The organism is Paenibacillus rhizoryzae (assembly GCF_059686995.1).
In genome coordinates this window covers 504,704-527,055 of sequence record NZ_JCAALT010000003.1, presented here as the reverse complement: position 1 = coordinate 527,055, position 22,352 = coordinate 504,704, and the positions used below count along the sequence as shown (strand labels likewise).

General features: G+C 46.9%; 25 protein-coding genes. All 25 read right to left on the bottom strand.

Features of this window, described 5'->3' with window-relative positions; translation table 11 throughout:
* Nucleotides 1–12: 12 nt before the first annotated feature.
* The 25 genes from fliP to topA all read right to left on the bottom strand — a co-directional run bounded on the left by fliP (nt 13) and on the right by topA (nt 22,341).
* A complete protein-coding gene (gene fliP / locus AC6ESO_RS11445; protein ID WP_497091418.1) occupies nt 13–768 on the bottom strand; it encodes a flagellar type III secretion system pore protein FliP in 756 nt (251 codons plus the stop codon).
* On the bottom strand, nt 765–1,376 hold the full coding sequence (locus tag AC6ESO_RS11440; RefSeq protein ID WP_497091417.1) for a flagellar biosynthetic protein FliO: 612 nt from the start codon (nt 1,374–1,376) through the stop codon (nt 765–767). Before AC6ESO_RS11440 ends, fliP begins: the two co-directional genes overlap by 4 nt.
* Nucleotides 1,377–1,380: 4 nt before the next feature.
* Nucleotides 1,381–1,743 (bottom strand): response regulator, encoded by a 363-nt coding sequence (locus AC6ESO_RS11435; RefSeq protein WP_090637619.1) that lies wholly within the window; start codon nt 1,741–1,743, stop codon nt 1,381–1,383.
* Nucleotides 1,744–1,763: 20 nt separating this feature from the next.
* Entirely contained in the window at nt 1,764–3,014 is a 1,251-nt protein-coding gene (fliY, locus tag AC6ESO_RS11430; RefSeq protein ID WP_497091416.1) for a flagellar motor switch phosphatase FliY, read from the bottom strand.
* Nucleotides 3,004–4,005, bottom strand: coding sequence for a flagellar motor switch protein FliM (gene fliM / locus AC6ESO_RS11425; protein WP_494819042.1), 1,002 nt, complete (start codon nt 4,003–4,005; stop codon nt 3,004–3,006). Before fliM ends, fliY begins: the two co-directional genes overlap by 11 nt.
* A gap of 45 nt (nt 4,006–4,050) precedes the next feature.
* Nucleotides 4,051–4,533: a flagellar basal body-associated FliL family protein gene (locus AC6ESO_RS11420; protein WP_494819041.1), complete on the bottom strand. Its 483-nt coding sequence runs from the start codon at nt 4,531–4,533 to the stop codon at nt 4,051–4,053.
* Nucleotides 4,530–4,757: a flagellar FlbD family protein gene (locus tag AC6ESO_RS11415; RefSeq protein WP_494819040.1), complete on the bottom strand. Its 228-nt coding sequence runs from the start codon at nt 4,755–4,757 to the stop codon at nt 4,530–4,532. Before AC6ESO_RS11415 ends, AC6ESO_RS11420 begins: the two co-directional genes overlap by 4 nt.
* A 55-nt stretch (nt 4,758–4,812) precedes the next feature.
* Nucleotides 4,813–5,640, bottom strand: coding sequence for a flagellar basal body rod protein FlgG (gene flgG / locus AC6ESO_RS11410; protein ID WP_497091415.1), 828 nt, complete (start codon nt 5,638–5,640; stop codon nt 4,813–4,815).
* Between the two features lie 118 nt (nt 5,641–5,758).
* Nucleotides 5,759–6,136, bottom strand: coding sequence for a TIGR02530 family flagellar biosynthesis protein (locus AC6ESO_RS11405; protein WP_497091414.1), 378 nt, complete (start codon nt 6,134–6,136; stop codon nt 5,759–5,761).
* The gene (locus AC6ESO_RS11400) at nt 6,129–6,587 is read right to left on the bottom strand and encodes a flagellar hook capping FlgD N-terminal domain-containing protein (RefSeq protein WP_494819037.1); all 459 of its coding nucleotides are present in this window, start codon (nt 6,585–6,587) and stop codon (nt 6,129–6,131) included. The genes AC6ESO_RS11405 and AC6ESO_RS11400 overlap by 8 nt, the downstream gene beginning before the upstream one ends.
* A gap of 56 nt (nt 6,588–6,643) precedes the next feature.
* On the bottom strand, nt 6,644–8,140 hold the full coding sequence (locus AC6ESO_RS11395; protein WP_497091413.1) for a flagellar hook-length control protein FliK: 1,497 nt from the start codon (nt 8,138–8,140) through the stop codon (nt 6,644–6,646).
* A 30-nt stretch (nt 8,141–8,170) separates the two neighbouring features.
* Nucleotides 8,171–9,079, bottom strand: a complete 909-nt coding sequence (locus tag AC6ESO_RS11390) for a MotE family protein (RefSeq protein WP_497091412.1) — start codon at nt 9,077–9,079, stop codon at nt 8,171–8,173.
* 52 nt (nt 9,080–9,131) lie between these two features.
* A complete protein-coding gene (gene fliJ, locus AC6ESO_RS11385) occupies nt 9,132–9,578 on the bottom strand; it encodes a flagellar export protein FliJ (RefSeq protein WP_497091411.1) in 447 nt (148 codons plus the stop codon).
* Nucleotides 9,579–9,587: 9 nt separating this feature from the next.
* Nucleotides 9,588–10,922 carry a flagellar protein export ATPase FliI gene (fliI, locus tag AC6ESO_RS11380; RefSeq protein ID WP_494819033.1) on the bottom strand — a complete coding sequence of 445 codons (1,335 nt, stop codon included), beginning with the start codon at nt 10,920–10,922 and terminating at the stop codon, nt 9,588–9,590.
* Nucleotides 10,912–11,739, bottom strand: a complete 828-nt coding sequence (locus AC6ESO_RS11375) for a FliH/SctL family protein (RefSeq protein ID WP_497091410.1) — start codon at nt 11,737–11,739, stop codon at nt 10,912–10,914. Before AC6ESO_RS11375 ends, fliI begins: the two co-directional genes overlap by 11 nt.
* Nucleotides 11,732–12,733 (bottom strand): flagellar motor switch protein FliG, encoded by a 1,002-nt coding sequence (gene fliG / locus AC6ESO_RS11370; RefSeq protein ID WP_091218765.1) that lies wholly within the window; start codon nt 12,731–12,733, stop codon nt 11,732–11,734. The genes AC6ESO_RS11375 and fliG overlap by 8 nt, the downstream gene beginning before the upstream one ends.
* Nucleotides 12,734–12,753: 20 nt before the next feature.
* Nucleotides 12,754–14,319 (bottom strand): flagellar basal-body MS-ring/collar protein FliF, encoded by a 1,566-nt coding sequence (gene fliF, locus AC6ESO_RS11365; RefSeq protein WP_497091409.1) that lies wholly within the window; start codon nt 14,317–14,319, stop codon nt 12,754–12,756.
* Between the two features lie 43 nt (nt 14,320–14,362).
* The gene (gene fliE, locus AC6ESO_RS11360; protein ID WP_497091408.1) at nt 14,363–14,695 is read right to left on the bottom strand and encodes a flagellar hook-basal body complex protein FliE; all 333 of its coding nucleotides are present in this window, start codon (nt 14,693–14,695) and stop codon (nt 14,363–14,365) included.
* 25 nt (nt 14,696–14,720) lie between these two features.
* The gene (gene flgC, locus AC6ESO_RS11355) at nt 14,721–15,170 is read right to left on the bottom strand and encodes a flagellar basal body rod protein FlgC (RefSeq protein ID WP_497091407.1); all 450 of its coding nucleotides are present in this window, start codon (nt 15,168–15,170) and stop codon (nt 14,721–14,723) included.
* Between the two features lie 2 nt (nt 15,171–15,172).
* Nucleotides 15,173–15,583: a flagellar basal body rod protein FlgB gene (gene flgB / locus AC6ESO_RS11350; protein WP_497091406.1), complete on the bottom strand. Its 411-nt coding sequence runs from the start codon at nt 15,581–15,583 to the stop codon at nt 15,173–15,175.
* Nucleotides 15,584–15,833: 250 nt separating this feature from the next.
* Nucleotides 15,834–16,604, bottom strand: a complete 771-nt coding sequence (gene codY, locus AC6ESO_RS11345) for a GTP-sensing pleiotropic transcriptional regulator CodY (RefSeq protein WP_497091405.1) — start codon at nt 16,602–16,604, stop codon at nt 15,834–15,836.
* A gap of 33 nt (nt 16,605–16,637) precedes the next feature.
* Entirely contained in the window at nt 16,638–18,044 is a 1,407-nt protein-coding gene (gene hslU / locus AC6ESO_RS11340) for an ATP-dependent protease ATPase subunit HslU (RefSeq protein WP_497091404.1), read from the bottom strand.
* Between the two features lie 39 nt (nt 18,045–18,083).
* Nucleotides 18,084–18,629 carry an ATP-dependent protease subunit HslV gene (gene hslV, locus AC6ESO_RS11335; protein WP_090976555.1) on the bottom strand — a complete coding sequence of 182 codons (546 nt, stop codon included), beginning with the start codon at nt 18,627–18,629 and terminating at the stop codon, nt 18,084–18,086.
* Between the two features lie 222 nt (nt 18,630–18,851).
* Nucleotides 18,852–20,228, bottom strand: coding sequence for an FADH(2)-oxidizing methylenetetrahydrofolate--tRNA-(uracil(54)-C(5))-methyltransferase TrmFO (gene trmFO / locus AC6ESO_RS11330; RefSeq protein WP_494819026.1), 1,377 nt, complete (start codon nt 20,226–20,228; stop codon nt 18,852–18,854).
* 10 nt (nt 20,229–20,238) lie between these two features.
* On the bottom strand, nt 20,239–22,341 hold the full coding sequence (topA, locus tag AC6ESO_RS11325; RefSeq protein ID WP_494819025.1) for a type I DNA topoisomerase: 2,103 nt from the start codon (nt 22,339–22,341) through the stop codon (nt 20,239–20,241).
* Nucleotides 22,342–22,352: the final 11 nt, after the last annotated feature.

Genomic DNA, 22,352 nt, shown 5'->3' with positions numbered 1-22,352 from the left:
TCCTGACAGAACCTACGGATTAAAGCTTAATAGTAACGATTTGACAATGAGGTACCAGCCATCTACCAGTACGAATAATAAAATTTTGAACGGCAGTGAAATCATAACCGGTGGAAGCATCATCATCCCCATCGCCATTAGCGTACTGGCGACTACCATGTCTATAATGAGAAACGGTATGAATATCATGAAGCCCATCTGAAATGACGTTCGAAGCTCGCTTAGCGCGTAAGCCGGAACCATAATCGTAATTGGAACATCCTCTATGGACTTCGGCTTCTCTGTCTTCGTATATTTCAAAAACAGAAGTAAGTCTTTATCTCTCGTTTGCTTCATCATGAATGTCTTCATTGGAACAGCGGCCTTGTTAAGCGCTTCCGTTTGCGTTAATTCACCTTTGAGATAAGGTTGAAGAGCCACTTGATTAACTGCCCCTAAAGTCGGCGACATGATGAAGAACGTGAGAAACATGGCAAGTCCGATCAATACTTGATTCGGAGGCATTTGCTGCGTTCCGAGTGATGTGCGGACGAAACCCAGAACGATTACAATTCTCGTGAAGCTGGTCATTAATACGAGAATGGCCGGAGCCACACTTAGAACGGTTATCATCAATAAGAGGGAAAGCGCGCTCGTACCAGGGGTTTCACTGCCGCTGTCTCCAATACTTACGCTTACATTTGGCAGCGGCTCTGCAAAGGCATGAGCGTGAAACAATAGGGTAAACACTTGAAAAGCAGCAGCCGCTAGTAATAGTTTCTTTTTCATTCATCCAACAACCGATCATTTTGATTTTGCTCTTTAAGCAGTTCCTCAACCTTCTGCTTCTGATCTGACTGACGCATCATCCCGTTATTGAGCAGTTCCTTGAATGAGGTTGCAGTTTGCCAAGGCTCGCTAGTAGGCTCATCAGCTTTGTTGCTTCTACGGAATCGACTGATAACATCCGTCAATGTCGGTGTGTTCCAATGGCGACCGTTCTGTTGTTCAATCGCTTCCAAAATTGCTGATGCCGTTTCCGGATCATCGATTTTATCGAGCAGGGTGATATCTTCACCAACACCAACAACGTAAACTCTGCCGGAGAGCTCTACCACTTGCAGCGATTTATTCTGACCAAGCGGAATGCCGCCTAATGAACGAAGCGCTCGATTGGTCCCCCAACCACGATTACGACCGGAAAGCCACTTAATAACGAGGATGATAAGTCCGATGACCAGCATGAGCGCAATGATGACCCAGATGTAATACCCGATACTCGTCCCGATTACCGGTTTATCCTCATCACCGCTAATCTCTGCTGACGCGAGACTTGCTGTCAAAAGCCAGCCGGAGACAGCCATAGCAGCAAGTCGAACACTCTTTAAAACCTTCATTCTATTACCCTAGCGTTTTCTTGATCGCTTCAATTACGCGGTCAGCCTGGAATGGTTTAACGATAAAGTCTTTTGCGCCGGCTTGAATAGCATCGATAACCATAGCTTGTTGTCCCATTGCGGAGCACATAATCACTTTTGCATTGCCATCGATTTTCTTGATTTCTTTCAAAGCTACGATACCATCCATCTCCGGCATCGTAATATCCATTGTAATAAGATCCGGTTTCAATTCTTTGTATTTCTCGATTGCTTGAGCACCGTCTTGTGCTTCCCCTACGACTTCATATCCGTTTTTTGTAAGTATGTCGCGGATCATCATTCTCATAAATGCTGCGTCGTCTACGATTAAAATGCGATTTGCCATCTTTTCTTCCCCCTAAGGTGTTATTGTAATTTTGAAATACGGTCCCATTGGCTTACGATATCAGTGACACGAACACCGAAATTCTCATCGATAACGACAACCTCGCCTTTGGCGATTAACTTGTTATTGACCAAAATATCAACCGGTTCCCCTGCCAGCTTGTCCAGCTCAATGATTGACCCCTGCGACAACTCAAGAATATCCTTTATTTGCTTCTGAGTTCTCCCTAATTCTACTGTGACCTTAAGCGGTATGTCGAGTAATAAATTTAAATTTGAATCATCTGTCTGCACATACGGCGCGCCTTGGAAATTAGCGAATTGTACAGGTTGCACATTCACATTGCGGCTCGCTGCGGCACCATAAGTTTGAGGCCCAACCGGCGCTGCTGCATACTGCTGCGGCATCGGTGGCTGCATGTAAGCTGCCGGAGGCGGCATATGAGCTGCCGGCGGTTCCGGTATATAGGCCGGAGGCGGTGTATGCACAGGTGCCGGAGCAGGTACTGGAGCAGCTGCTACAGGTGTATGTATTGGCGCTGGAACAGGTGTTGGAGCCGGTGTAGGTTCAGCAGCTGAAGTTCCGCCCATCAGCGTGTCTACCATCTCTTTTGCAAAAGAAATAGGCAGCAGCTGCATAATGGTTGAATCAATCAAGTCGCCGATAGCCAAACGGAACGATACTTTAATGAAGAGATCGTCCGGCGGGAGCTTCTCTACGCCTGAACCGCTATGAATATCCAAAATATCGATACCCGGCGGTGAGATGTTTACAAAGCGGTTGAAGATGGTAGACATCGATGTCGCAGATGAGCCCATCATTTGATTCATCGCTTCTTGCACAGCGCTGATATGGATCTCATTCAACTCTGAACCAAGCAGCTTTCCTTCACCGCCAAGCATTAAATCCGCAATGGTCTGTGCATCTTTTGTTTTAATAACGAGTGAGTTGATTCCTTGGAAACCATCAACATAGCTTACTGATACGGCTACGTGCGGTTTAGGGAACTCATTATCGAGTTCACTGCGTTTGATCAAAGATACTTTTGGAGTTGTAATATCTACTTTTCTACCAAGCAGTGTCGAAAGAGCTGTTGCTGCGCTTCCGAATGTTATATTGCCGATTTCACCAAGTGCATCCTGCTCGATTGAGCTCAGATAATTATTTAATTCCTGCTCCCGGTTAAACGACTCCGGCATCTCAGCCTCATCGGAAGTCTGACGCAGCAAGGCATCGATTTCTTCTTGAGATAAGTAATCTTTACTCGTCATACTCTTCTTCCACTCCTTCAGTGAGGATTTCATCAATTTGAACGGCCATACGATCTTTAATCGATCCTGGGCTTCCGATAAATTTCAGCTTATCCCCGACTTTGATATCAAGTCCTTGATCTATTGGTTTACTGAGCGATATGACATCTCCCACCGAAAGTCCCAAAAACTCTCGAATCGAAATGCTGGACTGACCAAGCTCACATACGATTGGCAGCCTAGCTTTGCTCACACGCTGCTTCAGGACCTCTACTTCCTCAGGAGCCCTTGTCTTCTTCTGCGACACGAACCAATGGTGTACGGACAGTCTAGGCATGATCGGTTCGATTACAACGTGCGGGATACATAAGTTAATCATCCCGGTTGTATCGCCAATCTTCGTACTCAGCGATATGAGCGCGATGGTTTCGTTCGGTGAAACGATCTGCATAAACTGTGGATTCGTTTCAAGTGCTTCCATCCGAGGCGAAATATCAATAATTGTCTTCCAAGCCTCTTGTAAGCTCTCAAACGCCCTGCTGAATATTCGCTCCATAATGTTCGTTTCGATTTCGGTCAGTGCGTTGATCTTGGAAGGCGCCAGACCTTGTCCTCCCAGTAATCGATCCAACATCGCATAGGCAACGTTCGGATGAACCTCAAGCACCATCCTGCCTTCTAACGGCTCCGCTTCGAAAATGTTTAGAATCGTCATCTTGGGAATGGAGCGGATAAACTCGTCATAGGGCAGCTGTTCAACTTGAACAACACTAATTTGTACGAATGTACGAAGCTGTGCTGAGAAATAGGTGGTCAAGTATCGCGCGAAGTTTTCGTGTATCCGAGTTAAGCTTCGGATATGATCCTTCGAGAAACGGACCGCACGTTTGAATTCATATACACGAATTTTCTTCTGCGTCTCTTCCTTTTTTAATTCTTCAGCATCCATTTCACCGGATGATAAAGCAGCGAGCAACGCATCAATCTCGTTCTGCGACAGAACATCAACCAATTATTTCACCCCCTTCAAGGAATGCGTCATGTTGCAAACTAATGACTACAGCGTCGTCACGATAAAGTTGGTTACCTCTACCTTAATGAGCTTGCCTTCCGGCAGCTCCTGATTGATCAAATTCAGCAGCTTCGCGCACAGCTCGTCTTTACCGGCAGAACCTTTAACTTGATCCGGCTTCATGTCAGATAATGTACGAATAATGATCGGTTTGATTTGGATATCTTTAATTTTATCGAAATCTTCTTTCGTCGATTTCTCATCTAATTGAAAAGCAAGCCCAAGTACCGCGATGTATTCCGGGTCCGCCAGGTTTGTTTTAATATCCGCAATTTCACTGGTTAATTTAACCCGTTCATCCGCAGTAAGCTTGACCACCTTTACGGCTTCTGCATTATTTGCCGCTTTGCCAACAGCGTCCTTCGGATCATCCCCACCCATAAGTGAGTTGTACAAAATAACAGCTACGATAGCAATTAGTGTGATCGCTAGTAAAATGGTAATCAGCCAGGGCAGCATTTTTTTCATGTCGAGGGTCCCTCCGAATGTTCACTCTTTATGGTAGCCGCATAAACGCCTATACTGCGAAGATACGACTGTATGGAGGCAATAACTTCATCGGCCTTATCCAATACCAGTAATTTTTTTCCGGTTGTTAAGGTAATCAATGTATCCGGTGTTTCTTCAACTTGCTCAATCAAGAGCGCGTTAATATGTAATGTCTTTCCATTCAAACGCTTTACTGCGATCATGGACTTCCTCCTTAAACTAGCGGGGAGGCAGGTAGGCCTCCCCTACGGTTATTCACTAGTGTTTCAAGTTAACAACCTCTTGCAAAATCTCATCAGAAGTTGTAATGATCCGTGAGTTAGCTTGGAATCCACGTTGTGCGACAATCATTTCGGTAAATTCAGAGGTCAAATCAACATTCGACATCTCGAGCTGACCTGCGATAATTGCTCCGGTACCTGCTTCAGCGTCGCCGGCTGTAGTCATGACCACTTCACCGTCAACATTCGCGTTTGGCGTCATCCGGTAAAGGTTGCCTCCGATTTTCTCAAGTCCGTTCGGGTTCGTAACTTTCACGACGCCGAGCTGGAAACCAGATGGCTGGCTTTGACCGTCTGCTCCAACCGAAATAATCGAACCATCCTGTGAGATTGTAAAGGATTTAACCTCACCTGGATCAAGTACAATCGGGCCGCCATTAGAATCTAGTACAAACATGCCGTCGCCATTAACAAGTTGGCCTGCTGCATCGAGCGTGAAGTTACCTGCGCGAGTCAGATAAGGCGCTTCAGCACCGTCTGCCGATGGAGAAACCGCGAAGAATCCATCACCATCAATACGAACATCGGTCGGCACGTTTGTTGTCATTGCACTACCCGGTGTGTGAATTGTATCAATGGATGCAATCGCAACACCGAGGCCCACTTGCTTTGCATTGACGCCGCCAGTCGTTCCTTCTTCCGGACGCGTAACGCCGGAGACCGTTTGGCTTAGAATATCCTTGAACATGACACGGCCTGCTTTAAAGCCTACCGTATTTACGTTCGCAATATTGTTACCGATGACGTCAAGCTTCGTTTGAAAACCACGCATGCCGGATACGCCGGAGTACATTGATCTTAACATGAATTGTTAACCTCCTAGTGGTGTAAGTACAGTTAATCTGCCTTGCAAAGAAGTCAATCGTGTGAGTCGCTTCAGTCGATCCACGACTCTTCGGCTTCCAATATGAAGGTCCAGCCGATTAAGAAACAATGACTGCACTGTCGATTTGGGTGAATACATTGCCTTGGAGTGAATTTCCGTCCATTGCAGTGATGACAGTACGAGTTGGAACATTGACAATCATCGCGATGTCGCGATATACAACCAGCGAATCTTTCGCACCTTTTGCGGCAGCCTGATCGATTGCGTTCACGATTTTGGATAGCGTTTCGGGTTTGAACGTTATGCCGCGCTGCGCCATGCGTAACTCGGCATGATTGCTGAATTTAAGCACATTGCGGTCCAACACTTCTTTAAAAGTTGCCGTACTCGCTGCTGCGCTTTCTTGCTGGTTCGGTTTACGGAGCTGACTATTCCCGGTAAGGCGTAAATGGCCGATCTTCAAGATATCATCCATTCGTATTTTCACCGCCTTGATCAGCGATCGATACGATGTCATCCAGCTTTATATCTTTATCACCGATTCTTGCATATTGCGCTTTATCTTTAATAATAATAGAATCCACTTTTCCAGTTACAGCAAGCATCTCACCGGTATTGGCGTATTCATACCACTGAACTTCCTTGCCGATCATGCTGGAAGCCATGCCCAGGTTCTGACGGAGCATCGTTAATTGATCTGACATGTTTACCAGCTGCTCGACTGAAGAGAATTGCGCCATCTGCGCGATGAAATCCTTGTCCTGTAATGGCTGCATGGGGTCTTGATTTTGCAGCTGCGTTACAAGAATCCGCAGAAAATCATCTTTGCCAAGGGAAGTGTCCGCTTTCTTCTCAGCTGCTGCTTGGACATTGCTGGCACTGTAATAAGGCCAAACGTTGCGGGTAGAAATATTATCACCGGACATTTTTCTCGTCACCTCCGATCTGTAGGTTCATCGTAATCATCCATAACCGCGAAAGGTTATGCTCTCGTATGAATACCTCGGCCTAGGCCTAGATCACGGTCAACCGCTTGTTCCATCGTTACTTCTTCCAGCCCTGAATCAAAGTCGATCTCTCCGATCGTTTCATCGCTGGATTGACGTTTGGAAGTTCCTTGTTCTCTTCCGCTTTGCCCTTGACGGTCTTGGAACATGTTCGGCAGTATAGATGATTGCGTTACCTCGAGCTTCTCAACTTGCATCCCCTGCGCTTGCAGCGTGGAACGAAGCTGTGCCATTTGATTTTCCAGCATATCCTTGGCAGTTACAGTATCTGCTACGAACTGGGCCGTGAGTGTACCGTTATGCATCGAAATATTGACATTCACTTGGCCGAGATGCTCTGGGAATAGCGTCAATTGCGCATTGGACATGCCATTGCTTGCCGTTACATTAAACTGACCCACAACCATCTTTTGAATGGTTGAAACGAATTGCTGGATCGGAACAGGCTGTTGAATCTGCTGCTTCGAAGCCGTTATCGCTTGGCGCTGCAACTCTTGATTACCAGCTAATAGACCTAGATTAATGTTGCTTGGCTCCGTAAGCGGCTGCGATGACTCAACCTCACCCTGTGTAGCTTCAGGCTTTGCCGTAGTTTTCACTAATCCTATATGTAGTAATTGGTGTGCCATGCGCTGAAGATGATTGTTGGATACAGTCGTCGTTTGCAGAGCACGGATGGAATCAATCTCGTTCGATTGCTCGGATGGTTGTGTTCCCGAGACCGTTGCCGGCTCCGATTTCTTCCCATTGATTAATTGTTCGATTGCAATCAGCTGCTTGCTAACCACTACGTTTTGTTCACGCTCTGCCGCGTTCCCTTTTTGCTTCTGCAAGAGTGACCGCAGGTCAGATAATGCATCTTGTAAGCCTGATTTCAATGCGGAGATCGCTTCAACATTCACCGACTCTTTGCTAGAAGCATCTGATGTCGTTTGTGCTGCTTGACCTTGCATGTTGGCAGCTAACGCTTGACCATTCATCATGCCTGCCATGATACTAAGCAGTTGGTTGATCCCACCAGCTGAATCGCCTTCGACTTGATTGCCAATGTCCGCAGTTTGATTTCCGGTAAGCGGAAGTACGGGCTGTACGGATGGCATACCGGAAAGCATGCTCAACAGATTGTCTAATTGCACCAAAGCATCGCCCAAACTGCTTTCCGTTGTCGTTTGAGCCAAATCCTCACTGTCTGCATCATCAAGCTTCTTTAGAAGCTCTTCGATGGCTGCAAGCAACTCGGTAGACGATACATTGTCGCCTAATAGTGATGCCAGGGTATTTACCGGTAACTGAGAAACAACGGCTGCATCTTTGGAAGGTTGTGCAGAAGTTGAACCTGCTCCATTACCGGCAAGCGTCTGAACTAAGGTCTGGTTAAACTCATTACCTTCAGTCCCTTTACCAGAAGCTGTACCTGATACCGCAGTTGGAGCATTAACGCTGGAAGAAGCAATTGATACTGGCATTTGCATTATTTATTTCACCTCCTTCGGCAAACAGCATTATTTGCCTAGCATGAGCTTTGAAACCAATTGTGCCGTAATGTCTTTGTTCAATCCCGACATCTCCGCAATAATCTTAGAGCGTGACGCATCATCTACTGCGTTTAGAATACGAAGCACTTTACTTGGGCTCACATCTGCCATCTTTAGCAGCAACTCTCCGGCACTTGCCGGATCCATAGTCGAGAAAGTAGTGTTGAGCTGTGCTTTGCTAAGTACGATCTCCGGTTGGGCAACTGCAGAATCTTGTTTCTTGATTCTGGCTTGAAGCGCGGCGATCTGACGATCCTTTGCGGTCTTCACATCTTTCAGCTTAACCGTTGCCTCGGCCGCTTTCTTCGGATTCATCTTCTCTAGTACTCGAACGCGATCATCCGGTTTCATAGCATCCATTACGAGAACGGCTTCATCCATCTCCATGCTTTCGAGGATTGGGGCCGCTTTGCTCGGCGTAATCTTGCCATACATGGCTGCAAGCTCATTGATGTTGTTCTGGTACTCTGCATCGTCCAGCGCCTTCTTCGTACCCTCTTGCTTAAGCTGCTCTACTTGAGCTTGTAAATCTTTAAGCTGCAGCGATAATCTCGTTTTCTCATCTGCAGCCTTGCTAAGCTCGGTTTCTTTCACGGTCAATTGCGCTCTCAGCTCGCTAATCTTAGCTGTCGTATTTTCCGATTTGATTTTACCTTCATCCACAACAGCTGAATTCTCATCAGTTGCAGGCTCCGGCAGCACTTTATTTAAGAAGGGAACGGTATTCCCAATTTCAAGTGCCTTATTTCGCAAGTCGAAATTAAACAGTGTGACCAGTACGCCAAGCAGTATGAGCGTAAACAAGATCGGTGTGACAAAAAACATAAACCGTTCAAACCCGCTGTAGCCTTGCTTCTCCATATCCAAATCCGCCAAAATAAGTCCCTCCCTCGGGTATTGGCTCCCGATTCGCAAAACGTCTCAACTGTTAGTGCGCTGCGTACATGAAACGAACAGATGCCATTTCATCAAGCTCATTCTGCTCGATAAGCAACATATCGGCTTGGAAACGCTGACGCGCATTATCCTTCGATTTCTGCCATACCTTCTCGTCTTTCATTCGTTCAGACAATTCATTCCGTTTGACTTCGACGGCAGCTTCAGCTTTCTTGATATCCATCATTTTCCGTTTAATGCAAAGATCCAGATAATCGATGTACTCTTGGATTACCATAAGCTCCGAGAGCGTCACCGCCTGATTCGATGAAAGCTGCAAACGGTCGCTCCATTCTGCTCGATCCCGATGAAGCTTTAAGAGAGATTGTTCCTCATGCTGAAGCTCACCTACGACAACGGATAATTGCCATTCCGCTTGCGATTTCTCGCTTGTTTTTAAGTCGACGATTTTTTGATAGGCGTAACGAAATCGTGCCATCTAGCTAGTTCATCTCCCGTTTGAGGCATGAAATTCGTGAATGAGCCTCTCTTTTGATTCCTCATAGCCAACCTTTTCGTTCGTTTTCTGTCGCGTAAAAGACCAGATATTGTCGATAGAATCGATGGCTTGATCAATTTTTTCGTTAGAACCTCGTTGGTACGCCCCAATATTGATCAAGTCTTCCGAATCTTTATAAATTGAGAGCAAACGTTTCAGTTCATTAGCAGCCTCTTGCTGCTCTTCCGGCACAATTTCCTTCATAACCCGGCTAATCGATTGAAGTACGTCGATCGCAGGAAAATGACCTTTATGTGCTAAAGCACGGCTGAGTACGATATGTCCGTCCAGAATACCGCGAACAGCGTCGGCAATAGGCTCATTCATATCGTCACCATCAACGAGGACGGTATAGAATGCTGTAATTGAGCCTCGTTCACCTGTTCCAGCACGTTCTAGCAGCTTAGGCAGGTTTGCAAACACCGACGGCGTGTAGCCTCTCGTTGCAGGCGGTTCGCCGATGGCTAGTCCGACCTCACGCAATGCCATTGCATAACGGGTGACGGAATCCATCATGAGCATTACATTCAGACCACGGTCACGGAAGTATTCCGCAATGGTCGTTGCAATAAGCGCGCCTTTGATTCGGATGAGTGCCGGTTGATCTGAAGTAGCAACAATGACTACGGAGCGAGCGAGTCCCTCTGGACCAAGATCCTTCTCCATGAACTCGAGCACTTCGCGTCCACGCTCACCGATTAATGCAATTACGTTGACGTCAGCTGAAGTGTTTCTTGCGACCATACCGAGAAGCGTACTCTTCCCTACGCCGGAGCCTGCAAAAATACCAACTCGCTGGCCTTGACCTACGGTTAACAAGCCGTCGATCGCTCGAACACCAATACTGAGCGGATCTTTTACTCTCGGTCTCGAAAGTGGATTGCTCGGCAGATTATGAGTAGAGTGATGTGGCATTCGGCTCGAGATATAAGAACCGTCTAACGGCTGTCCGAGACCATCTAACACTTTGCCAAGCAAATCGGAACCAACCTGCACCGTTAATGGTTTGCCTGTACCCACTACATCGCAGCCGGGTCCAATGGATTGAAGCTCTCCCAGCGGCATTAGAATAACCTTGTTATTACGGAAACCTACTACCTCAGCCTTAAGTGGTTTAGTAGACTTTGCCGGATAGATCAAGCAAACATCGCCGATGCTGGCATCCGGACCTTCTGATTCTACGGTCAACCCGATAACCTGTGTGACCTTACCATTGACGCGAACAGGATCAATTGGACGTAAATGTTCAATGTAGCGTTCTACATCCAACCTATTAGTAGTCATCAGTTGCTCCTTGTTCATCCGCTTGATGCGCTAATTGGATGAGTTCACGTTTTATTTCAGTCAACTGAGTATCAATTCGTGCATCGATGCTGCCAAAGGAAGAACGGATCACACAACCGAATTCCTTGACCGAAACATCCGGCACAATTTGCAATTCAGCTTGAGAATCTATCACCAGCGATAATTCTTCACGAGCGGCTTGTACGAACGTAAGCTGCAGAGGTGAAACGCACAATGTGATCACGCCTTGCTCTCTGCGACGCTCGAGCGACTTACGAATAATATCAAGCGACCAATTCGGATCAATCGTCAATTGCTTCTGAATGATCTTCTCTGCAATTGCCGTGCTGAGCGCAACGACGAACGGTTCCGCTTCTTGAATGATTTGTTCCTTTGTGTCATAGGCAGAATCGAGAATCGATCTGGCTTCAGTCAGCATCACTTCCCAGTGCGCTTGCACATCCGCTTCGGCTTGTGCCTTGCCTTCTTGGTAGCCCTGCTGGAAACCCTCATGATGGATTTGTTCCATCAGCTGTTCATCCTGCAGACGACGTTCCAACCACCACTGGTCGATTTGAGCGTTGGCCTCTGCGTGCATGATCTCAATTTGCTCGCCAGTCTCTTGAATTCGCTGCTTAGCGAATTGTTCGGCATCGTCAAGGATTTGATCTCGCATGGTAAGTGTTTCAACACTTGGCCCTGCAGGCTCGCTTTGCTGTTCGTCAGGAGCCGGCGTTTGAATATACTTGTTATACCATTCAAGCCGCTTTACATCTTCTACGGAAATGACATGCGAAGATTTGTACAACTTAGACAATGATATCATCCCCTCCACCGCGGGCGATGATGATTTCACCGGACTCTTCGAGTCTACGGATCGTTGCTACGATGCGCGTTTGAGCTTCCTCAACGTCACGCAGCCGGACAGGTCCCATGTATTCCATCTCTTCCTTGAACGTCTCAGCCATACGTTTGGACATGTTGCGGAAGATAGCTTCACGTACTTCTTCGCTCGCAACTTTAAGCGCAAGCTGTAGGTCGGCATTCTCGATATCACGGATAATACGCTGGATGGAGCGATTGTCGATATTGACGATATCTTCGAAGACAAACATTCTTTTCTTGATTTCTTCTGCAAGTTCCGGATCTTGAATCTCAAGCGCATCCAAGATGGTACGCTCGGTACCCCGATCGACGCCATTTAATATTTGAACAATTGATTCAATACCGCCTGCACTTGTGTAATCTTGAGTAACGGTAGCTGATAGTTTCTGTTCGAGTATGCGTTCCACTTGCGAAATGACTTCTGGCGAAGTGCTATCCATAAGTGCGACACGACGGGCAACTTCAGCTTGCTTCTCTTGCGGTAACGAAGAAAGAATTTGAGAAGCTTGCTCCGCTTGCAAATAAGAAAGCACCAATGCGATCGTTTGCGAATTCTCGTTCTGTATGAAGTTGAGAATTTGGCTCGCCTCCGCCTTGCGGGCAAAATCGAACGGACGAACTTGCAATGTGGCAGTTAAACGGTTGATAACTTCCATTGCCTTGCTTTCGCCAAGCGCCTTCTCCAAAATTTCTCGAGCATAGGTAATACCGCCTTGCGAAATATATTCTTGTGCAACACAGATTTGATGAAAATCGTTTAAAATCGTTTCTTTGTCCAGCGTATCAACCTTGCGGACATTCGCGATTTCCAGCGTCAGCTGTTCAATTTCTTCTTCTCTCAAATGTTTGAAAATTTGAGCGGAAACTTCAGGCCCGAGCGAGATTAATAAAATTGCCGCTTTCTGACGACCGCTGAATCCATGCATCCTTGCCACCCTGGCCACCTCTATTCATCAACAAGCCAAGTCCGGAGCAAATTAACAAATTCCTCAGGCTTGCGCTTGGCAAGTGTTTCAAGCTGCTTGCGTACTTGACTTTCGTTTTGGACAGTTTCCAAATCGATTGTCGGATATTCGACTTTCGCCTGATTGGCTGCAAGTTCTTCTGCTTGCGCTGCTTGCTTGCGACGTCTTACAACGACATAACCAAGTCCGCCAATGATAGCTAGTGCAGCAAGTCCGATTGCAGTTAACCAACCTGTTGATAAGATTGCAGAAGTAGAAGCACTGCCATTGTCAACAAATGTCTGCGCCATAATGGAAACCTTTTTGGCCATTAACACGTCATCATTTACATCTTGGCCTGACTCTACCAATTGGGAACGAACCAAATTTGTTAGGAAATTATTAATATCATTTTTCGAATCGTCATTAAGTTTACTCTTCTCTACGCCGATACTAATAGATAAGTCCTTAATGGCGTATGGCCCAGACTCGATTTGGTTATGAATCTTATCATAATCATAGTTTGTTATCCGATTGTTTTCTTCTGAGGTGCCGCCAGCTCCTTGATCTGCTGTGTACCCCGGAACATCTGTTTCGCCGGTCCCTGCAACTCCGCCTGCTCCACCTGCGCCGGTCGCGGTTTTGTTATTCTCCGTTTCACTTAAAACGATGCCGTTATTATTATTGTTCTCCAGTGGTCTCACTAGATTCTGATCCGAAACCTTCTTCTCGAAGTTCAGTGAGCTGGAAACATTAACTACGAGATCTTCCATCCCGACCATCGGAGCTAGGAAAGTTTGAATCTTTTGTTTAAGATCATTCTCGTATTTGCGCTGCAGCTGGTAGTGTGTCTCAATTAGATCTCCGCCTGAAGCTGCGCCGCCGATCTCATCCGATGCAAGAAGCTCGCCTTCGGGGCTTGAAATGGTAATGTTGTCGATCTTGATATTAGGAATCGAGCTTTTCACCAAGTTATAGTAGCCGTCAACTTCTTTCTGACTCGGTCGATAGCCCGGACGGAAAGTCATTGTTATTGCTGCAGAAGACTGCTCTTTCTCTTCTTCAGTCATGAATGGAGATTCGTTCGGTATCGTCACAAGAACATTCGATTTCTGAACGCCTTGCATCCCGTTAAGAAGCTGCTGAATTTCTCCGTTCAACGCGTTTCTTAATTTGACATCAAATTCACGATCCGTAGAACCGAACATGGAGTTCGTATCATTAAAAATGTCGAGTCCGATCGAACCGTTGCGAACGATTCCCTGCGAGCCTGCTTCGATCTTGACCTTTGCGGCATCCGCCGTCGGAACCAGAATGCTTTGTCCGCCGTTTTCAAGCTTGTAAGGAATTTTGTTCGTGTCCAAGTATTCCATTACAGCCGCAGCATCCGTACTATCCAAATCGCGAAACGCGACTTCATAACTTACCCTCGAGAAAATCATAGTTAGTAATACAATTGTTAGGACGAGTACGCCAACCGAGGCTCCCAGCCAAATCTTCTGTCTCTTCTCCATTGCATTCCAATATTGAGCAACCTTAGCTCGATACTGGGCAAATTTCTCGTTCACGATTTCACCTCACTGTTATCCTCTAATGCCAATTGTGCTGCTATTAGATTTGCATCCGCATAATCTCTTGATAGGCTTCAATCACTTTGTTGCGGACTTGTGAGGTGAGCTGCAAGCCGAGTTCAGCCTGCTGTGAAGCAACCATAACTTGCGATATATCCACATTACCCAGCATGTATTGATCAGTCATTGTATGTACGTTCTTCTCTTGTTCACCGACACCATCCAATGCATTCTTCAGGAAATCACTAAACGATTTCGTCATGTCCGAAGCAGAAGCAGAAGATGGGGCATTTGCATCATTCTTCTCTATTCCTGAGTCAAAAAGTTTAACATTTTGCGATTGCAGCATATTCAACGACAATGGGTTAATCAATGGTATCCCTCCGCTTTATCTCTGTTTATTTACCGATTTCAAGCGCTTTGATAAACATACCTTTTGTGGCATTCAATGCGGTTACATTGGCTTCATATGACCGTGAGGCAGAGATCATATCCACCATCTCTTTCAGCACATCAACGTTTGGCATTTTCACATATCCATTCTCATCCGCATCCGGATGGCTTGGATTGTATACCAGCTTTGATGGCGTCTGATCTTCAATAATCCGAGAAGCCTTAACACCGGGGGATGAATTCTTACCGTTTAATTGTCCGTTTAGAACATCCGCGAACGATTGGGAAGTCGGTTCCAGCACGACCAGTTTACGTTTGTAAGGTTCGTAACGGCCATTCACAAAATTCGCTCTCGTTGTTTCCGCATTCGCAATATTCGAGGAAATGACATCCATTCGGAGCCGCTGAGCAGTTAATGCTGATGCACTGGCATCAAATCCGTTAGTTAACCTCATACTCAAGCTCTCCCTTCGATGCCCAATCTCATCATTTTCACTTCATGATTGATCTGTTGAACGTAATAATTGTAGTTCAATTGATTTTTTGCAAGAAGCGACATTTCTCGATCAATGTCGACATTGTTTATGTCGTTGTTCATCACGCTCGATTCGTCCGTAATCACTCTTGCTTCGGGAACGGCGGATGAAGCACCAATGGCAATGTGACGAGCATCTGTTCTTTTACCAGAAATCTGGAATTTATTACCGCCCATGCTTTGCTCTAGTATCTGTTCGAAAACAACCTCAGAGCGCTTGAATTTCGGCGTATCTACATTCGCTATATTGTTGGAGATGATGCGTTGGCGCATTTCTGCAGCATTCATAGCACCCTGTAATCGACTGAATTCCGGGCCATTCAACAGGTTCACTGAAAAACCCCACTTTCCATCTTGTGTAATATAATTAATTCAACAGATTCTCTCTCATTCCTCCTTCATTCGACAAAGAATTATTAAAAATATGAGAGAGTTGTGTCGAAGTTTTCCGTCATGTTAATCTTCCTCACTTTCCTAATTTATTACAATAAGAAAAAAGCCCTATCTTTGTCGAAGATAGGACCTTAATTTGGGATTAATGTACTGGTTTATGAATGAATTTGTAATGGAACTGTCTAATATTTTAATTTTTGTTCTTTTTTAACTCCTGGAGAAGCTGGGTATTTAGTATTCGAATGTAAGTACCTTTCATTCCCAGTGAACGCGTTTCGATTACGCCGGCACTCTCCAATTTGCGAAGTGCGTTGACGATCACCGAACGTGTGATTCCAACGCGATCTGCAATTTTGGATGCGACAAGAAGACCTTCTTTACCATCCAATTCTTCGAAAATATGTTCAACAGCCTCAAGCTCGCTGAATGAAAGAGAACCGACTGCCACAGCAACAACGGTTCGGCTTCTGGCCTCTTGCTCAATTTCCTCTGCACGCTCACGCAAAATCTCCATGCCTACTATCGTACTTCCATATTCCGCCAAAATTAACTCGTCATCACCGAATGGTTCAGCATTGCGCAGCAAAATCAGCGTACCGATGCGCTCACGTCCGCCAACAATCGGAACCACCGTCATCTTACGCTGACCCGACATCATAGGGAAAGTTTCGCTGATGCCTTCATCCGGAGCGACATTATTGACCGTTTCTTGCATATTCATGAATCGTTCATTGCTTTCCATAGAAAACCGCAAATCTGCGACTGGTAGTCCACGCAGCTGTTCATGTTGGAATGGACCTACTGCCGCGCAGCCCAATACTTTACCTTTACGGCTTACGACGAACACGTCGGCTTGAATCGTTGTGCAGAGCACCTCTGCCATTTCACGAAAATTGAGCGCTCCGCCTGCCGCACGCTGCAGCAGACGATTAAGCGTTCTTGTTTTTGCCAATAAAATCATTAACTTATGCCCCCTACTTTCCTTACCGGTCCTTTACAGTATATATTGACTTAAATCGCGATTTTTCGCAATGCTGCCTAATTTCTCACGGACATACTCCGGTGTGATAACCAGCTCCTCCAGAGAGAGCTCAGGCGCTTCAAAGGATAAATCTTCAAGCAGCTTCTCCAGAATCGTATGAAGTCGGCGCGCGCCAATATTTTCTGTGTTTTTATTTACTTCAGCCGCAATCGATGCAAGCTCACGAATCGCTTCCTCAGAGAAAGTAATCGTAATGCCTTCTGTCTCCAAGAGGGCCGTATATTGTTTGGTCAATGCGTTTTTGGGTTCAGTTAAAATCTTAACAAAATCTTCCAAGGTTAGGTTCGTCAATTCAACCCGAATCGGGAATCGCCCTTGAAGCTCCGGAATTAAATCCGATGGTTTAGCCATGTGGAAAGCGCCTGCCGCAATAAACAGCACATAGTCGGTTTTCACCGGGCCATACTTTGTCATCACAGTAGATCCTTCGACAATCGGCAATATATCTCGCTGCACGCCTTCCCGGGACACGTCAGGTCCTGAGCCTCGCGAGGAGCTTGCTATTTTGTCGATTTCGTCTATGAAAATAATGCCCGACTGCTCTGCCCTGCTGACCGATTCGGTGATTACGTCGTCCATATCGATTAGTTTATTGGCTTCTTCCTGCGTGAGTGCCTTGCGGGCTTCCTTAACAGGCAGCTTCCGTTTCTTTGATTTCTTCGGCATCAGCTGCCCGAACAGCTCCTGCATGTTCGCGCCCATGCCCATGCCTTCGTTACCTTGCCCTGCAAGCATATCCAGCATATTCGGCGAGTTATCCTCTACCTCAATTTCAATCATCTCATTCTCAAGTTTGCCGGCTGCCAGTTGTTCCTTTACTTGCTTACGTCGTTCGATGACCGAAGCAGATTCTTCCGGCTCGACCTCCGGCTCTTTCGCGCCTTGGGTGCTGCCAAAGAGCATTTCCAGCGGATTCTTCTGGCTTTTAGGTTTTGCCGCGGACGGCACAAGCAACGTAACAATACGCTCGTTAGCCTGCTTCTCCGCTTTATCCTTCACCTTCTCGGTTCTTTCCTGCTTAACCATCCGAATCGCGGTTTCCACGAGATCGCGGACCATGGATTCTACGTCGCGACCTACATAGCCGACTTCTGTGAATTTCGTTGCTTCCACTTTAACGAACGGTGCATTGACCAGCTTCGCTAATCGTCTCGCAATCTCAGTTTTACCAACGCCGGTAGGTCCGATCATCAAAATATTCTTCGGCACAATTTCGTCTCTAATCGCTTCTTCCAGACGACTTCTCCGGTAACGGTTTCGCAGTGCTACTGCCACTGACCGTTTGGCCGGTTTCTGACCTACGATATATTTATCAAGCTCCGTCACGATTTGCTTCGGTGTCATAGCTTCATTTGACATTTCCGATCCCTCCAAATGAGTCCGTAATGAACGCGTAAATTAGCCTATTTCTTCCACAATAATATTCCGGTTTGTGAACACGCAAATATCAGCTGCGATCTCAAGCGCTGATTTAACCATATCCTTTGCCTCGAGCTGAGGTGCATGCTGATAGAGAGCTCTGGCTGCTGCAAGCGCAAAACTACCGCCTGAGCCAATAGCGAGAATACCATCATCCGGCTCAATAATCTCCCCGCCGCCCGAAATGAGCAGCAACCCCGTCGCATCCATCACGATCATCATAGCTTCCAATTTACGCAGCACGCGGTCAGAGCGCCAATCCTTCGCAAGCTCTACAGCAGCCCTTTGTAAGTTTCCGTGATGCTCCTCCAGCTTCCCTTCAAACTTCTCGAAGAGGGCAATCGCGTCAGCAACTGAACCGGCAAAACCAGCAATAACTTGCCCGCGATACAGACGGCGAACTTTCTTCGCATGGTGCTTCATGACCATACTATTACCAAACGTGACTTGTCCGTCGCCGGCAATAGCACCTTTTCCATTGTGCCGAACTGCGCAGATCGTTGTCGCATGAAATTGCATTTCCATTAGTAACAACCTCCTAAAAGTCTCGCATACGCGAAACTGCTTCATAAGGATAGGCATACGTTTCGCGAAGACATAATCTTTCAGATAACGATAACAAAACTACTTCGTTAGAATAGCTTGAGTTTTGCAAAAATTCCCCTGAAACCTATAGATGCAAAAAGGAAGCAGCGGCCGAGGAATCGATCGAAGCCGCTGCTCTTTTGCCTGTTCTGGTTGTATGGTTTACTCTATGACCGTTTCTGCCTCAACTTGCACAGGCTCGGCCGGATAGCCCAGCTGCTCTTCTTTGAAACGAGCAAGCTGTTCCAGCGCGCGATTAGCAATCGCATCGTTCTTATCCTTCTTGCTGCGCATCCGCTTCTCAAGCGGCGGGAATAAGCCGAAGTTCGCATTCATAGGCTGGAAATGCTTAAAGTCTGCTGTCGTGATGTACTGCGCCATACTGCCGAGCGTAGTATCTGCTGGGAAGACTAGCGGTTCTAACCCGCGAGCTACTCTACCGGCATTTAACCCCGCGATCAGACCTGAAGCAGCAGATTCAACATATCCTTCAACTCCGGTCATTTGACCGGCAAAGAATAAATTGTCGCGGCTGATTGTTTGGTAAGTCGAACGAAGCAATTTCGGTGAATTGATGAACGTATTGCGGTGCATAACGCCGAAACGAACAAATTCCGCATTCTCCAATCCCGGAATCAAGGAAAGCACCCGTTTCTGCTCCCCCCACTTGAGATGAGTTTGGAACCCAACCAAGTTGTACAGCGTGCCCGCTGCGTTATCTTGACGCAGTTGAACAACAGCGTGAGGCAGCTTGCCTGTATGGGGGTTTATTAGCCCCACTGGTTTCATTGGACCGAATAATACCGTTTGCTTGCCCCGGCTAGCCATAACCTCAATCGGCATGCAGCCTTCGAAATATTGCTCTTTTTCAAATTCCTTTACTTCGGCGGTCTCAGCCGTTGTCAGAGCTTCGTGGAAACGCTCAAATTCCTCTTCTGTCATTGGACAATTGAGATAAGCCGCTTCTCCCTTATCATAACGGGAAGCAAGATAGACCTTCGACATGTCGATAGAATCTTTCTCCACGATCGGAGCTGCTGCGTCATAGAAATAGAAATATTCTTGACCTAACAGCTCTTGAATTTGAGCGGATAAACGCGGTGCCGTCAGAGGTCCTGTCGCAATTAAAACGATACCCTCCGTCGGAATTTCCGTCATTTCTTCCGTCCGCACATCAATCAGCGGATGCTCTTTCAAAATCCTCGTGACATCGCCGGAGAAACCGTCACGGTCAACGGCAAGCGCTCCGCCTGCAGGAACCGCGTTGCGATCCGCGCAATCCAGGATCAAAGAATTCATTCTGCGCATTTCTTCTTTAAGTACGCCAACTGCGTTTGCCAGCCCGTTTGCACGCAAGCTGTTGCTGCATACCAGTTCGGCAAAGTTATTCGTATGGTGAGCCGGCGTTTTCGTCGCCGGTCTCATCTCGTAAAGCGTAACAGGCACTCCTTGCGAAGCAATTTGCCAAGCAGCCTCGCTGCCTGCAAGACCTGCGCCGATGACTGTCACACGTTGTAATTCTGACAATGAACTTACCATCCTTTCAATCTTAACCCTCAGCCGGTTCTTGCTCCTCAGGTACCTCTTCATTATATTCACACTGCGTGCAAGCTAGCTTCGCGCCGCTGCGATTCCGCTTCTCTACCATCAAGCTGTTGCATTGCGGACATGGCTTTGTAGTCGGTTTATCCCATGACACGTAATCGCAGCCAGGGTACTGATCGCAGCCGTAAAAGTAACGTCCCTTCTTACTGCGGCGTTCAATAATTTTTCCTTCCGCACATTTGGGACAAGCAACACCGATATCTTTGACGATCGGCTTCGTATTGCGGCAATCCGGGAATCCGGAGCAAGCCAGGAACTTGCCGAATCGGCCCATTTTGTAAACCAAATGACGGCCGCATTTCTCGCAAAGCTCATCAGATATTTCATCTTGCAGCTCAACTTCCTTCATCTCTTCTTCAGCAACCTCAAGTCGCTTCTCGAACGAGGTGTAGAAATTAGCCAGTACTTTCACCCAGTCTTCTTTCCCGTCTTCCACATGGTCAAGGTCATCTTCCATGTGCGCCGTAAACTCTGCATCCAGAATTTCCGGGAAGAACTCTTCCATCATCTGAATGACCAGCTCGCCCAGTTCCGTCGGAATGAATTTCTTCTCTTCGATGGCCACATAGCCGCGCTTCTGGATCGTTTCAAGCGTTGGCGCATACGTACTTGGGCGTCCGATGCCCACTTCCTCCATCATCCGCACAAGACGTGCTTCCGAATAACGCGGAGGCGGCTGCGTGAAATGCTGCTTCTGTTCTACGGATTCCGTACCGACGACATTGCCTGCTGACAGTGGCGGAAGAAACTTCTCTTCATCCGTCGTGCCATCATCGTTGCCTTCGACATAGATTTTCATAAAACCATGGAATTTCACTTTGGATCCTACCGCCCGGAACACGGCGCCATTACCGACGTTAAAGTCGACAGTCATCGTATCCAATACAGCAGAAGACATCTGACTTGCTACAAAACGTTCCCAAACAAGCTTATACAACCGGAATTGATCACGGCTCAAGAACTCTTTCATCGAGTCCGGATCGCGGAGTACGGACGTTGGACGAACCGCCTCATGCGCATCCTGAGCATTGCTGTTCTTCTTCACATAAACGCGAGGCTGCTCTGGCGCGAATGCAGCTCCATATTTCTCTTCTATATAAGCTTTCGCTTCCTCTTGGGCGATCGTCGAAATGCGAGTAGAATCCGTTCTCATATAAGTGATGAGACCGACTGTCCCTTCTTTACCGAGGTCAACCCCTTCATAAAGCTGCTGGGCAACTGACATCGTCTTGGAAGCACGGAAACCAAGCTTACGCGCAGCTTCCTGTTGAAGCGAGCTTGTAATAAACGGAGCTGCCGGATTCCGCTGGCGCTCCTTCTCTTTCACTTCACTGACCGTGAACGCGGAAGAGCCCATAGCTTGCAGTACTTCTTGCACATCCGCTTCGTTGCCAAGCTCGCGCTTGCCGCCATTAAGAGAATGATACTTCGCTTCGAAAGTCGTGGAGCCTTGTTTCAGTTGAGCTGTAATCGACCAATATTCTTCGGGAACAAAGGCATCAATCTCATTCTCCCGATCGATAATCAGCTTTACGGCAACGGACTGCACCCGTCCCGCAGACAGCCCCTTCTTCACTTTCTTCCACAGCAGCGGGCTGATCTTATATCCGACCAGACGATCTAGTATCCGGCGCGCCTGTTGGGCATTTACCAGATCCATATTAATCGGTCTTGGTGTTTTGAAGGCGTCTTTCACTGCCTGTTTCGTAATCTCATTAAATACGACTCGGCAGGAGTCGCTCTCATCTATCTCGAGATAGTGTGCCAAATGCCACGCAATCGCTTCACCCTCGCGATCCGGGTCAGCTGCGAGATAGACTTTTTTCACTTTTTTGGAGGCGTCTTTTAATTCCTTCAGGACGCTCCCTTTTCCACGAATGGTTATATATTTGGGGTTAAAATCATTCTCGACTTCTACACCGATTTGGCTCTTCGGCAAATCCCGGATATGACCCATCGATGCTTTAACGATGAATTTGCTTCCTAGATATTTGCCGATTGTTTTCGCCTTTGCCGGTGACTCGACGATGACAAGTGAATCTGCCATAGATGCGCCCT